The following is a 12,595-nucleotide window of genomic DNA, read 5'->3' on the forward strand; positions in this document are numbered from 1 at the left end:
ATTCCCAGGCGAAGTCCCCCATGAACAAGTGTTCGCTTCTGGGAAGCGGTTCGACCTCTCCGAATGGCCGAGTATGGGTCTATCGCGCCGTCTAAAAAGGGCCCTGTCGTGCAGACCAGCGTTCCCGCCTGACAAGCGCGGATAGCGCGCCTAAACGAAGCGCATGAAAGCGGATATGTTTAGCGGCAGCGTCGGGATTAAGCTGCGCGATTTGGATTGGGCGGCCACCGAGCTTGGTTCGATCGAGAGCTGGCCTATATCGTTGCGCAACACAGTGGCAACGATGTTGGCGTGCCCCACGGCCATGTTCCTGGCGTGGGGGCCGCAGCTGCGGTCTTTTTACAATGACGCTTATGAGCCGATCCTCGGCTATCGCGCGAAGCATGCGCTGGGCACGCCGTTCCGCGAGCTGTGGGCGAGTATTTGGGACGAGATCTCACCGCTAGTCGACGAGGCACTTGCGGGCAGGTCCACCCGCGTCACCGACATGCGCTTGGACCTGTCGCGCAGCGGCGAGCCCGAGGAAAGCTACTGGACATTCACCTACTCTCCGGCTTATGATGACGAGGGTAAGATCGGCGGCATGCTGTGCGTGACTGCCGAGACGACCGACCGCGTCATCGTCCAGCGCGAGCGCGACGTCAGCGATGAGCGGCTCGACCTGGCGCTAGCGGCGGGTGCCATCATCGGCACGTGGTTCTGGGACCTGCCTACCGACCGGTTCACGGTCGACGAGGCGTTCGCCAACGCCTTCGGCCTCGACCCGCATCTCGGGCGCATCGGCCTCAGCCTCGCGCAGGTGGTGGAGACAGTCCACCCCGACGATCAAGAGGGACTGGCGACGGCAATCAATGAGGCGATTGCGCGCGGGGGCGCTTACGCGCATCAATACCGGGTCCGGCGGAGCGACGGGCGCTATTATTGGATCGAGGCGAACGGCCGCGTTGAACACGGTCCGGACGGCACGCCGCTCAGCTTCCCAGGTGTCTTGCTCGACGTCGAGGAACGACGCGCGGTAGAGGCAGAGCGGGATGGGGTCGCGGCGGCGCTGCGCATCCTCAACGACACACTTGAGCAGCGTGTCGCAGATCGCACCGCGGAGCTCCAGCAGGCGGAGGAGCGGCTGCGCCAGAGTCAAAAGATGGAGGCGGTCGGCCAGCTTACTGGCGGCCTTGCCCATGACTTCAACAATCTGCTGACGGGTATTAGTGGCAGCTTGGAGATGATGGCGGTACGGATCGGCCAGGGCCGGATGGGCGACGTCGAGAAGTACAATGTCGCCGCACAGGGGGCGGCCAAGCGCGCGGCTGCGCTGACCCACCGGTTGCTAGCCTTCTCCCGACGCCAAACTCTCGATCCGAAGCCGACACAAACCAATCACCTCGTCGAGAGCATGATCGACCTAATCCATCGGACGGTCGGCCCCGAGATCGACACCCGCTTCGTGCCGGGCGAGGGCATCTGGACCACTTTAGTAGACCCCCATCAACTGGAGAACGCCCTGCTGAACCTATCGATCAATGCGCGCGATGCCATGCCCGATGGGGGTACGCTGACGATCGAAACAAGCAACCGGAAACTAGATGAGCTCACCGCCCTGTCGCGGGGCATGGACGCGGGCAGCTACGTAGCATTGTGTGTGTCGGACACCGGCACCGGCATGACCGCGGATGTGATCGCCAAGGCGTTCGATCCGTTTTTCACCACTAAACCGATCGGGGTAGGTACAGGCCTCGGACTGTCGATGATTTACGGCTTCGTCCAGCAATCGGGCGGTCAGGTGCGCATCCATTCCGAGCCCGGTCACGGCACCAGCGTCTGCATCTATCTCCCGCGCCACTGGGGCGAGGCTGAAGCCAGAGAGGATGCGGCTGACCTTTCCGAAGCGCCGCGTGCCGATGTGGGTGAGACCGTGCTCGTGGTAGACGACGAGCCCGCGGTCCGCATGCTCGTGACAGACGTTCTCGAGGAGTTGGGTTACACCGCCATCGAGGCGGCAGACGGCGCGGCCGGTCTGCGGGTGCTTGAGTCGAATGCTCGCGTCGATCTCCTCGTTTCAGACGTGGGATTGCCCGGCGGCATGAACGGACGGCAGATGGCCGACGCCGCTCGCGTGCACCGGCCTGACCTCAAAGTGCTGTTCATCACCGGCTATGCGGAAAATGCGGCGGTCGGCAACGGGCTTCTCGCACCCGGAATGCATGTCATGACCAAGCCCTTTGCTATGGAAGCGCTGGCGACGCGTATCAGGAAGCTCCTTGAACCCGCAGGCCAGAAGGCTTGCGAGCCTTGAGGTCCGCACCTAACCGGCTCTTGGCCGCGAACATAACAGGGTAAAGTGTAACCCTGAACGACGGCCGAAAGTGGAAAAGCGAAGGAAGCCTACGAACGGCCAGGAATGGGTTTCGTCGGTCGCGTAGTTCGCGAGCTGGTTTCCGGCATGAGGCCTGTCCGATGCGGTTCCTGTCAGCCGACCTTCCTGAGCGGGAGCCAAGTCCAGTCGACGCCGCGTGATTGTTTGACTGTATTGTTGGCAGTCGGCCTCCTTGATCTGACGATTTCGCCGCATGAACGGGCGTCCGCTTGCGAGAGACGCTAAAGGGCGGCTGAACCTCCGCTTCTGGATCGTTCAAAAAGTCGATGCTGGATCCAATTTGGCCAGCCTGCGGGCGACGCCGACTGTGTGCTTGATGAACAACATCAAGAGAATGCAGCCAAGGCCACCTAAAAAAAGATCGAATCCTGAAATAAGGCCGAACATGCCTGGAGCCGGTCCCAGAACCATCATCGCCACCGTCAACAAAATCAGCATTAAACGCAATTCTGTTGGCCCCGCTGCCGCATATGTCAGTTTAAGCTCGCCAAGAACACGGGCGCACAGAAAGGCATGTACCGACAGAAGCAGATAGCCAACGAGCCCGAGCAGCGCGATGTCCATCCTGACATACGGGCTCACGCCGATCCCTGCTAAGATCAGGAAGGTGGTTATTCCATCGCAGCTATGATCGAGAAAATAGCCATAGGAAGGTCGCTCGATCTGACGAAACCGCGCCAGACTTCCATCGAGGGAGTCTACGAACCACTGTATAAAATAGCCGGCTAGCGAGAGAAGCAGCCAACCGGCACCGAAATTGCTCCCGGCATAGCCCGCGAAAATTGCAATCGAACCCAGCATGCCAATGCTTGTGAGATGGTCCGGCAGCATCCAGCGGGGGAGTAATCCGCATAGGCGTAGGAGCAAGTGCCGCTCTGCGTTCGCAAGGATGTTAGTCTGCATCCGCGTCAAAGCGGGTGGGGCGGCGGGGCGGCTCTCGCTCATGGTAAATCTCTTGCTGATGGACCGCCTTCGGCTGATATTGCCTGGATCGCAACAACGGCTGGCTCGACCGGGCCGTTGTAGGAAAGCGCTCACCGTTTTTCGACACGATCCGCGTTCTTGTTCCTGCCTTTCCGCCTCAGACATGAATAAGCGGCAGAAAGTGGAGATCAGCGTTAGATGCGAATGGCCGGATATGGGGCGCATCAGCCGCTGGTCGCTTCGTAACCGTCGTCGGTTTTGGTCGCGCTTGCTCCTCAGCTATTCGCGGTCCTGGCGTGGCTACGTTTGGAGGCTTCCCTTGGGTGACACAGAAAACACGCTGAATGGGCAATGTCATTGCGGCATCGTCCAATTCGAGGTGAAGCTCTCTGAAGGCTTCGAGACAATCCGCCGGTGCAATTGCTCCTTCTGTCGGATGCGCGGAGCGATCGCGGTGTCAGCGGAAGTCAGCGGAATGAAGATCCTGCAGGGCGCGGATGCGTTGACCCGCTATCGGTTCAACACGATGACAGCTGAGCATTTTTTCTGTTCTCGCTGCGGCATCTACACCCATCACCAGCGCCGCTCCGATCCAAACCTTTATGGGGTGAACGTCGCCTGTCTGGACGGCGTCAGTCCGTTCGACTTTTTCGAGGTTCCGGTCACCGATGGCATCCACCACCCCAAGGACACAGGTGGCAAAGCGCGGTCGGCAGGAACGCTGCGCTTTTTCCCGGCGGACCGGAACGCTGAATGATCAGATCGTCGCGATGAGCGCTCGACGGGGATGACGCTGGGCGTAGTCACTATCGTGCTGCTCGCGGCGGTCCTCCACGCGAGCTGGAACGCGATGCTGCGTGCTGGAGCCGACCGCTTATGGTCGATGACGGTGATGTGCCTCGCGATCGCGGTCGTCTGTACCTGCCTGGCGCCATTTGTCGCCCTTCCGGCCCGAAGCAGCTGGGTCTATGCGATCGTCTCGGCTCTTCTTCATACCGGCTACAACCTGTTCCTCGTCCGCACCTACCGGAGCGGCGATCTCGGCCAGACCTATCCGATATCGAGAGGATCATCACCGGTCCTCGTTTCGCTAGGAGCCGCGGCCTTTGCAGGCGAAATACCGGACGCGGTCAGCGCGGTCGGGATTGCCCTGGTTTCGGGCGGAATCGTCTCGCTTGCTTTCCAGAACCGAGGAGTCGGCCTCGATAGTCTGCCCTACGCATTCGGCACGGGCTGTTTCATTGGCGCCTACAGCGTCACGGATGGAATTGGGGTTCGACTGTCGGGCGCACCCGTAGGATATACGGTGTGGATGTGCCTGCTCTGGGGCGTGTCCGCACCCTTGGTCTACGTTGCGCTTCGTGATGGTCGCTCACTCGTAAGAGGGGGGCCGGAGACGCTGACCGCCGCAGGCGGTGGCATCGTGTCCCTCATCGCGTATGGCATCGTGATCTATGCGATGTCGCTGGGCGCGATGGGGACGGTATCGGCCCTTCGTGAAACGAGCGTGGTGTTTGCGGCATTGATCGGTCGCGTATTCCTGCACGAGCGCCTGACCGCTTACAGGATAGCAGCGTGCCTGGTCGTCGCAATCGGTGCGATTTGTATTGGCCATCAGACATAGCTTGGCCTTCAATCGGATGCCAATCGTTCGGTGGGTGTAGTCAGCCGGTGGGGCAGGGTGCCTGTCTGCGGTTACCCACCATTCTCGTCAGTCTGCGGCCGATGGCATCTCGGACCGCGCAGACTGTTTGAGGTAAGAGCGGAATTTTCGGATCATCTTTTTGATCTCAGGATCCCGAACCGCCCGCAGTGCTTCCTTGATCGTGAACCACTTTCGCTGGCGCTGATGCATTTCCTGCCAGACATCCAACTCATCCGTCACGCGCAGCGCAAAGGCGTGCACGACCAGCACTTCACCGCGATCTGTGCCGCCGCCGATAGGCTGCCGATAGGATCCAACCGGCTCCCGGCCGATGCGCCCGAGCACGCCCGCTTCCTCGAAAGCTTCTCGTTCGGCTGACCGGCGCGGTATCATTCGGTTACCAATCTTTCCTTTGGGAAAGATCCATCGTCCCTGAGTTCGCGAGCTTACGAGCAGCAGGGCGACTTCGCCCGCCTCATCGATCCGATACGGTATGGCCGCCGACTGAAGCGTCACCGAGGAAAGCCCAATTCCACCATCGCGCCCTAATATAATGTGACACTTTTATGACAATCGATTTTCTTCCCGGCTGATCGGCAGCTAGGCTTTGGAACGATTGCGGCGGCTTCCCGGTTCGCACGGAGTGATTAGCGAAACTGACATACTGCTGCGCTTGACCGTCGCGGCCTTGCTTGGAAGCCTTGTCGGCTTCGAGCGTGAAAGACTGCTGTGGTCGGCCGGCATCCGTACGCACATGTTGGTGAGCGTCGGCGCCTGCCTGTTTATGATCGTTTCCGCCTATGGTTTTCAACGCTCGACGCAATTGCCGCATGTCGTGCTCGACCCATCTCGCGTCGCGGCTCAAGTTGTCTCCGGCGTGGGATTTCTCGGTGCCGGATCGATCCTGCTTCGCGGTGGCACAGTCCGGGGGCTCACTACGGCGGCATCGATATGGGCCGTGGCAGCCCTCGGGCTGGCAGCAGGCGGTGGCCTGTTCTTTGCCGCGGCTGTGTCCACCGCCATCATCCTGGGCATCCTCGCCGGCCTGAAGCCTTTTGAGCGAGCCTACAGGGCTCGTGTCCAGAGCTGTTCGTTCAGGTTCCGTTGCGAGCGCGGTGCCGTGTCAATCGAGGATTTGCAAAAAATCCTGCGCGTCCGGTCAGGGCAGATCAAGCGAGTGCATGTGACGCCTGCCGATGACGGCGGCGATGAGACCTTTGTGCATCTCACGCGCGTGTCAGAAGCTGACATCCGAGCATGTGCCTCCAGGCTGGAAGAAGCGCCCGGCGTGCATAGGGTGAAGGTAATCAGAAAAAGGCAGATCGTCGCCGAAAGCGATTGATTATCGCGACACGCTCCTCATATCTTTCAGATGCGAAGATACCGTCGCAACTTTATGAACAAGCGTCTGATCTTAAGGAGCTCGTCTCCGTTTTCGAATTAGCTTCAAGAGCCGATACTAGCGGACAGGGCTGATCCGTGAGCGGTGCTGTCCCCGCTGTAGGCGGTGAGTTGCTACCCGTTCTTGGACCACCTGGCTGGCGGTCATTCACCTCCTGCCGACAGCGGCGGGCCATGTGCCGCTGATCGGTTCATCAACGATATCGGCGTCTTGTTGCCGATCGCGCTGTGCGGTCGCACCTCGTTATAGTCTCTTCGCCAATTCTCGCATTTTCCGACCGCCTCGTCGAGGCTCATAAACCAGTGCTGGTTCAGGCATTCCGCCCGGAACTTGCCGTCGAACGATTCGATGAACGCGTTTTCGGTCGGCTTGCCGGGCCGGCTGAAGTCGAGGATCACGCCGCGCGTGTACGTCCAAAGGTCGAGATCGCGGGTGACAAACTCGCTGCCTTGGTCGCCCCGGATCGACGCCGGATAGCCGACTTGACCTCACACCCGCTCGAGACCTCGATGACATCGGGCGCACGGAAGTTGAATTGCAGGACGACCGCCGGCGAGATTCGGCTGAACGTGTCGACCACGGTCAGGATGCGTAGCTTTGACCCTGTGGCAAGCTGATCATCGACGAAGTCCATGGTCCACACCTCATTCGAACAAGACGCCGCGCAGCGACCTTCGCTAAGCTTCGTTTTCACGCCGCGCTTTGGGGGGCGACGTTGCGGGCCCGTCTCGTTGTAAAGCCGATAGATACGCTTCGCGTTCACGTCCCAGCCCTCCCGCCGGAGCCGCACATGAATCCGCCGATAGCCGTAGCGCACGCGCGTCTCAGCGATCTCTTTCATCCGCTTCTTCAGGTCGGCCTGATCCGCGCGGCACGCACGATAGTGGTAGCTCGACCGCTCCGCCCCAAGCACACCGCACGCCCGCCGGATGCCAACTCGCCATGTGCTCCTGACATCATCGACGAGCTGCCGACGCCGGTTGGTCCTCAGAGCTTTCGCGAAACGACATCCTGTAACATTGCTTTGTCCAACGACAGATCAGCGACCAGCCGCTTGAGGTTGCCGTTTTTTTCCTCGAGCTGACGCAGCCTGCGCTTCTCCGACGGCATCAGACCCGCATATCCCTTCCGCCATGTGTAGAACGTCGCCTCGCCGATCCCCGTCTTGCGGCACACCTCGCCGACCGTCGTGCCGTCCTCGGCCTGATTCAACGCGAGCGCGATATGCGCGTCGCTGTATTTCGATCTCGTCATCACTCGCTCCGCTTCCCGGCCCTCCAATCATAACTGGAATTTCCAGCTCAAAACGGTCCAAGAAACGCGCAGCAGGTTCACATCCAGGCCGGCAACTCGGGTCTGATCCTCGCAACGCCAAGCGACCCGCCACGATCGGCGGGACACTCCGCTTTCGCATGCGATGTGTCGAAGGATGGCTTGCAGAAATCGTCCGCCAAGGATCACGACGGATGCTCCCGCAAGCGGGATCGGGCCTCGTAATGCCCACCCGACGGTTAGGCTCGAACTTGGCTCATTCCCGAAACACCATCGTTTTCGGAACGGCGGCGGTAGCCGTCGGCCTCTCAGAATCTATCAAGCCGCTCTCCACCATGTCAGCTATAGCAATGCACGGGTTCCGAGGCTGCTTAAGTGGGTAGAGCGCGCAGCTGACTGAACTGCGATATCCTTCGTCGGGGTGGGGCGAACGGAGTTCTGGGGCGCCTTCGAGGTTTTGACCGAACCGGGTGAGACGAGCCGCTCTAAGGATTGCGATCAGGGGCACATTCCAAGCCAGATGTGCCGAGCATGTCTCTTATTCCCAAACGATAGCCGCTCTCCGGATGGCGAAGCATTCTGGGAACTGGTCGAAGACCGGACCCGCTTCCGTAATGATGTACGGCCAATCATCGGTCGACCGGAAGAAAGGAGGGCGCTTTTCGAGTCTCCGATGTGTCTCTCAAACGGGAATAGAAGGGCTTCCTCCTCTGAGCGCGCGCACCGGGTTGCGCCGTAGCGGGTTCTGGGTGGTGGCCGATGAGGCAGTGTGCCGAGGTTCCCCGGCGCAATGATCTGCCTTGCAACCCATTGGGGGTCGCCATGGCGGCTGTTGGAAGCGCGAGCGCGATGTCATGCGCTGCGTCGGCGCAGGCACACGCGCACGATGCGCAGATGGAGCGGCACAGACGTTCGAGAGTGCGCCGGACGCAGACGAGAGGTCAGCCAATGCTCGCGCCTTGGCAAGTCAATCTCGCAATGCGCACGATGCGTCGAGATCTGTGCAACCCGGTTTCGATCACGGAAGTCGCAGGTCTCTGCCGGTTATCGCTGTGCCATTTTGTACGAGCTTTCGCGAACACAGTCGGGCTCGCGCCTTATGCGTGGTTCGTCCAGCAACGCATCCTGCGCGCAAAGAGCCTTTTGGCCGAGAACGCGCTTCCGCTCGTACAAATCGCGCTGGAATGTGGGTTTTCCGACCAGGCGCACTTCACCAAGGCGTTCGCCAAGGCGAATGGCATCACGCCTGCGAAATGGCGTCGGCAGCTTGCCGAGAGCCGTCCTGTCGTCGGCTTGCAGGATAGATGAAGTAATGCCCTATGCAGTCATCCTTCCTCGTCGCTGCGCGTCGTGGACTGCCGTTGCGCGAATTTGAAAAGGTTTGAATCAAGCTCGGGCCGATCCCAGCGACCTGAATCGCGCAATATCACGAGATCGTCCAGATGTGTGATGAACGTGAATACCTTGTTGACGATCTCGATCATGAGCGCCTTCATCTCCGCGTCGGAAATCCGGGAAAGCTCCGTTCATGCGATTTCCCGATAAGGTGTGACGACCTTCACATCGCTGTAGTCGCCTTTGACGCTGCCAGGCGCGATGCCCGCGTGAAAAGTCTCTAGTCCGGATTTTCGAACGCAATGCTCCACAAGGGCAAGCGCGATCCTGCGCGCCGCTGCGTCAGGGATCCGGTCGTCTGGCATCATGGTCTCCCGACGGATGAGGCTGTCGTTCGAGATCCCCTGTGCGGCCATCGCGGCAAGCCTGGCCGGCAACCAGAATGCATCACCGATCTCAAGCGAACCCGACAATCATGCGTGCGCCGCTACTGATCCATAGCGGGTTGGCCTGGAACAGCGTGAACCTGCGCGGACAGATTATTGTTGCCGCGCAGGCTTGCTTGGGGCTCACGCAGATTGTGCCGACGACGCTTGCCGGCGATGGCCGCCAGCAGTTAGCCGTTCAACCGGTCCTTGACCGCCTTGGCCGGCGCGAAGGTGAGCTTCTTCGACGCAGCGATCTGGATCGTTTCGCCCGAGGAGGGATTGCGACCCTCGCGCGCGGGCAGGTCCTTCACCTTGAACTTGCCGAAGCCGTTCAGCGAAATCTCCTCGCCCTTTGAGGCTGCCTCGGCGATCGCCGTGAAAACGGCATCGACCGCCTTGCGGGCATCTGCCTTCGTCGCTCCGGTCTCGGCAGCCAGCTTGTCGGCCAGATCGCTGTTGTTCATTCTGCTTCTCCTGCAATATTAAGTCTGGTTTGCGCGATGGCATCTACAACTGGGCCCGCATTTCAGCTAGTTTTTGCTGGCACAGTTCGTTCACGATCGTGCCAAGCAATTCGATGCGTTCGGAAAGATAGGTAAACTCCTCTTCCGTTATAGTGAATTGATCGGAATGTTTCGCCTTCACATAGGCGTCCTTGAGCTTCAGGAAGCGCGCCTCGATCTTGCGTGTCTCCCTCGGCCAGACCTCCACTAGGCGGGGAGTTAGCCTCTCGGCCAATGCGCGTAGGAATTTGAGGTTGTGGCTATAGGGGGTGTATAAGGTGTAAACGAGCAGGATGCAGTAATAGAGCCGTTCACATGCCTGCTGCAGATTGTACGCAGCGTCTTCATATAACTTATTGCCGTGGCAAAACTGAAAAATCATCCGAGCAGATACGGCTAAGTTAAACCATTTATCGAAATAGCCCTGCGCCATATCATAGGCTTCCTGCGGGGTCTTTGGCTTGGGTGTGTGCAAGTCGCTGTCATCGACTTGATACAGTGCAATGCCGTCGCGCGCGATATCCATGAAAAAATATCGGCCATGGGCAAGACCGTCATTCACTTCCTGGAGGGTATGGACGATGAAATTGACCGGCGTGCGCAGCCGGTTCACGATCATCGCTTCCCGATCTAGGCGCTCCGCCGCCTTGTCCCAATAGCCGACCCAATCGGTCAGCTCCTTCTGGTTCACGATGATGAGCAGGTCAAAATCCGACCGGTAACCTCTCTTGGTGTGAGGCTCGTGCACCCAGCCGCCGGTCGCATAAGATCCGTAGAGGATGATCTTGAGGATCCGGCCGAGCTTGCGCGTGCCGGTCGGCTCGCCATGCGCGTCCTCGAATTCCTCGAATAGGATGCGCACGACGCGATCGAGCTCGCGCCGTTTGTTTACAGGGAGATGGTCGAGCTCGGTTTTCATGTCTCGTCATTCGGATCATTGGAGTGGGGAAGGGCGTTCTCGACATCGGTGTGGATAAAGTCGTTGCCCTTGAACAAAAGAGGTTCGTCCACGGCTTTCGCCAGGGCATAGGCAAAACAGTCGCCGAAATTTAGCTGGGCTTTATGGCGTCCTTTGCCGAAATCGAAAAAGGCCTGCCGCGCGATGTGCCCCTGTTCCACGGTGACGTGTTCGATCTGAATACCTGCGCGCCTTACGAAGTTCTCCGCATGGCGAGTGCCTTCCAGGCCTAGCTGCTTCTCAATCACCATTGTCAGTTCAAGATAGTTCGCGACACTCAGCCGACAGATATCGGCACGCTGGATGATCTGCGTAAAACTTGACGCTTCGTCTTCCCCATAGAGAATGGCTACCAGAGCTGAGGTGTCGATAATCATTTCGGCAATCCATCGACGCCGTAAAGCTCATCTCCGTGCGGAGGATAGGGCCGGGTTACCAAATCTGCAGACCGGCGCGCTATGGCCATAAGTTCGGCTATTGTGGCACGCTCCCGCTGCCGTTGGATCCGGGACAGCCGATCACGCAGGGCCTCCACCACGACGCGCGTCATGGGCTCGCCGGTTTCCCGTGCGATGGCCAGAGCAAGCCGGTGAGCCTCCGGATCCTTGATGTTGAGCGTCGCTCCCATAAGTTCTACCTATTGTGCCGATATTCCTCCATTCTGCCACGACGGGTGCGAAGGTTCCAGAACAATCTCGGCCAATCTGACGTAATCTCCAGCGTTATGAACCTGGAGAACGCGACCGTTCTGCGTTCAATCCGCGCCTTGGCTCTGCTAGCGCAACGGCATGAGAAGCCGTCGAATTCGAACCAGCGAAATTTGTGTGAGGAGGAGGGGTCGGTCGGGCGTTCAGTCGCTTCGACTTCAGCCCCTCCGTTGGCCATTCGAGAGTCATCAGGTGATGATGCTGCCCCCGCAGCCCAGGATCTCAGGATCCGATTGCGGCGCGAGGTTGGCAGCGGGAGCCGACTGAAGGCTTGGTTGAGCACACTGCTATCACGCTTATAGATTGGGCACCGATGGTCCGAAGAATCTTGACGTGGACCAATGAATGGTCCGAATTAATCGACAGGGAATACCGGTTTGGAGTCTTGTCGTGCAGGTTTCCGTGAGCGATGCAAAAGGTCAACTGACCGAATTGGTGCGGCGCGCCGAAACAGGCGAGGAGATCATTCTTACCCGGCACGGGCTCGCGGCGGCGAGATTGGTGCCGGTTCGGGCGGTGACGGATGGCGTAGCTCGCAGGCAACTTTTGGAAGCCGCTCGGAAGGCAGGCAGGGCGAAGGCAACGAGCGGGCCGGATGCGGCGCGCAGTCAGGACTTCCTCTATGGCGATGATGGCATGCCTGCATGATCGCGCTCGATACGTCTGCTTTGATGGCGATTGTTCTTGATGAACCGCAGGCAGCCCAATGCATCTCCGCGATCGAGGCTGAGGACGAGCTGGTCATTTCGGCAGGGACGGTTGCCGAAGCCCTGATGGTGTCAGCAAGACGGAACGTTGAAGAAGAGGTCGCGAGCCTGCTTGATGGACTCGGAGTGGAGGTCGTGCACGTTAGTGCCGCTGCCGCCAGACGCATGTCGGTCGCCTATTCGAAGTGGGGTAAGGGGATGCATCCGGCTGGCCTGAACTTTGGAGACTGTTTTGCATACGAGGTCGCCAAGACGCGTGGCTGCCGTCTTCTTTATGTCGGTGACGACTTTTCGAGAACCGACATAGAGAGCGCGATCTAGTAGAAAAAAACGACATCCA

General features: G+C 59.5%; 15 protein-coding genes and 1 pseudogene. 7 read left to right on the forward strand and 9 right to left on the reverse strand.

What is annotated here, in order from left to right; genetic code table 11:
• Window positions 1–175: 175 nt before the first annotated feature.
• Entirely contained in the window at window positions 176–2,293 is a 2,118-nt protein-coding gene (locus tag HL653_RS12050) for a PAS domain-containing sensor histidine kinase (RefSeq protein ID WP_253717945.1), read from the forward strand.
• Between the two features lie 336 nt (window positions 2,294–2,629).
• Here HL653_RS12050 and HL653_RS12055 read toward each other — a convergent pair whose 3' ends face one another.
• Window positions 2,630–3,319 (reverse strand): CDP-alcohol phosphatidyltransferase family protein, encoded by a 690-nt coding sequence (locus tag HL653_RS12055; protein WP_171744727.1) that lies wholly within the window; start codon window positions 3,317–3,319, stop codon window positions 2,630–2,632.
• Window positions 3,320–3,617: 298 nt separating this feature from the next.
• On the opposite strand from HL653_RS12055, the gene HL653_RS12060 reads away from it, so the two are divergent.
• Both HL653_RS12060 and HL653_RS12065 read left to right on the forward strand, forming a co-directional pair.
• Window positions 3,618–4,055, forward strand: coding sequence for a GFA family protein (locus HL653_RS12060; protein WP_253717947.1), 438 nt, complete (start codon window positions 3,618–3,620; stop codon window positions 4,053–4,055).
• 54 nt (window positions 4,056–4,109) lie between these two features.
• On the forward strand, window positions 4,110–4,922 hold the full coding sequence (locus HL653_RS12065; protein ID WP_253717950.1) for a DMT family transporter: 813 nt from the start codon (window positions 4,110–4,112) through the stop codon (window positions 4,920–4,922).
• Window positions 4,923–5,009: 87 nt separating this feature from the next.
• Here HL653_RS12065 and HL653_RS12070 read toward each other — a convergent pair whose 3' ends face one another.
• Window positions 5,010–5,459 carry an NUDIX hydrolase gene (locus HL653_RS12070; protein WP_171744729.1) on the reverse strand — a complete coding sequence of 150 codons (450 nt, stop codon included), beginning with the start codon at window positions 5,457–5,459 and terminating at the stop codon, window positions 5,010–5,012.
• Window positions 5,460–5,616: 157 nt separating this feature from the next.
• Here HL653_RS12070 and HL653_RS24260 point away from each other — a divergent pair, with 157 nt between their 5' ends.
• On the forward strand, window positions 5,617–6,285 hold the full coding sequence (locus tag HL653_RS24260) for an MgtC/SapB family protein (RefSeq protein WP_253717960.1): 669 nt from the start codon (window positions 5,617–5,619) through the stop codon (window positions 6,283–6,285).
• A gap of 203 nt (window positions 6,286–6,488) precedes the next feature.
• Here the strand turns inward: HL653_RS24260 and HL653_RS12080 are convergent.
• Window positions 6,489–7,599, reverse strand: a pseudogene (locus tag HL653_RS12080) (IS3 family transposase).
• Window positions 7,600–8,565: 966 nt separating this feature from the next.
• Between HL653_RS12080 and HL653_RS12085 the strand changes: the two are divergent.
• Window positions 8,566–8,925 carry an AraC family transcriptional regulator gene (locus HL653_RS12085; protein ID WP_171744730.1) on the forward strand — a complete coding sequence of 120 codons (360 nt, stop codon included), beginning with the start codon at window positions 8,566–8,568 and terminating at the stop codon, window positions 8,923–8,925.
• Between the two features lie 17 nt (window positions 8,926–8,942).
• On the opposite strand, the gene HL653_RS24265 is transcribed toward HL653_RS12085, so the two are convergent.
• The 6 genes from HL653_RS24265 to HL653_RS12110 form a co-directional block, all read right to left on the reverse strand.
• On the reverse strand, window positions 8,943–9,101 hold the full coding sequence (locus HL653_RS24265; protein WP_253717962.1) for a hypothetical protein: 159 nt from the start codon (window positions 9,099–9,101) through the stop codon (window positions 8,943–8,945).
• A 42-nt stretch (window positions 9,102–9,143) separates the two neighbouring features.
• Entirely contained in the window at window positions 9,144–9,425 is a 282-nt protein-coding gene (locus HL653_RS24270) for a hypothetical protein (RefSeq protein WP_253717964.1), read from the reverse strand.
• 143 nt (window positions 9,426–9,568) lie between these two features.
• Window positions 9,569–9,844: an HU family DNA-binding protein gene (locus tag HL653_RS12095; RefSeq protein ID WP_171744731.1), complete on the reverse strand. Its 276-nt coding sequence runs from the start codon at window positions 9,842–9,844 to the stop codon at window positions 9,569–9,571.
• A 43-nt stretch (window positions 9,845–9,887) separates the two neighbouring features.
• A complete protein-coding gene (locus HL653_RS12100; RefSeq protein WP_171744732.1) occupies window positions 9,888–10,802 on the reverse strand; it encodes a HEPN domain-containing protein in 915 nt (304 codons plus the stop codon).
• Window positions 10,799–11,218 (reverse strand): type II toxin-antitoxin system VapC family toxin, encoded by a 420-nt coding sequence (locus HL653_RS12105; protein ID WP_171744733.1) that lies wholly within the window; start codon window positions 11,216–11,218, stop codon window positions 10,799–10,801. The genes HL653_RS12100 and HL653_RS12105 overlap by 4 nt, the downstream gene beginning before the upstream one ends.
• Entirely contained in the window at window positions 11,215–11,469 is a 255-nt protein-coding gene (locus HL653_RS12110) for a type II toxin-antitoxin system VapB family antitoxin (protein ID WP_171744734.1), read from the reverse strand. The genes HL653_RS12105 and HL653_RS12110 overlap by 4 nt, the downstream gene beginning before the upstream one ends.
• A gap of 469 nt (window positions 11,470–11,938) precedes the next feature.
• Here HL653_RS12110 and HL653_RS12115 point away from each other — a divergent pair, with 469 nt between their 5' ends.
• Together HL653_RS12115 and HL653_RS12120 are read left to right on the forward strand one after the other, a co-directional pair.
• On the forward strand, window positions 11,939–12,196 hold the full coding sequence (locus HL653_RS12115) for a type II toxin-antitoxin system Phd/YefM family antitoxin (protein WP_171744735.1): 258 nt from the start codon (window positions 11,939–11,941) through the stop codon (window positions 12,194–12,196).
• The gene (locus HL653_RS12120) at window positions 12,193–12,576 is read left to right on the forward strand and encodes a type II toxin-antitoxin system VapC family toxin (protein WP_171744736.1); all 384 of its coding nucleotides are present in this window, start codon (window positions 12,193–12,195) and stop codon (window positions 12,574–12,576) included. Before HL653_RS12115 ends, HL653_RS12120 begins: the two co-directional genes overlap by 4 nt.
• Window positions 12,577–12,595 lie beyond the last annotated feature (19 nt).

The organism is Sphingomonas sp. AP4-R1 (genome assembly GCF_013113735.1).
Lineage (GTDB): Bacteria > Pseudomonadota > Alphaproteobacteria > Sphingomonadales > Sphingomonadaceae > Sphingomonas_I.

Coding starts and splice junctions, on each gene's coding strand:
- HL653_RS12105 (WP_171744733.1), bottom strand. CDS start 11,218: ATGATTATCGACACCTCAGCTCTGGTAGCCATTCTCTATGGGGAAGAC.
- HL653_RS12120 (WP_171744736.1), top strand. CDS start 12,193: ATGATCGCGCTCGATACGTCTGCTTTGATGGCGATTGTTCTTGATGAA.
- HL653_RS24265 (WP_253717962.1), bottom strand. CDS start 9,101: ATGATCGAGATCGTCAACAAGGTATTCACGTTCATCACACATCTGGAC.
- HL653_RS12110 (WP_171744734.1), bottom strand. CDS start 11,469: ATGGGAGCGACGCTCAACATCAAGGATCCGGAGGCTCACCGGCTTGCT.
- HL653_RS12100 (WP_171744732.1), bottom strand. CDS start 10,802: ATGAAAACCGAGCTCGACCATCTCCCTGTAAACAAACGGCGCGAGCTC.
- HL653_RS12085 (WP_171744730.1), top strand. CDS start 8,566: ATGCTCGCGCCTTGGCAAGTCAATCTCGCAATGCGCACGATGCGTCGA.
- HL653_RS12050 (WP_253717945.1), top strand. CDS start 176: ATGTTTAGCGGCAGCGTCGGGATTAAGCTGCGCGATTTGGATTGGGCG.
- HL653_RS12055 (WP_171744727.1), bottom strand. CDS start 3,319: ATGAGCGAGAGCCGCCCCGCCGCCCCACCCGCTTTGACGCGGATGCAG.
- HL653_RS12095 (WP_171744731.1), bottom strand. CDS start 9,844: ATGAACAACAGCGATCTGGCCGACAAGCTGGCTGCCGAGACCGGAGCG.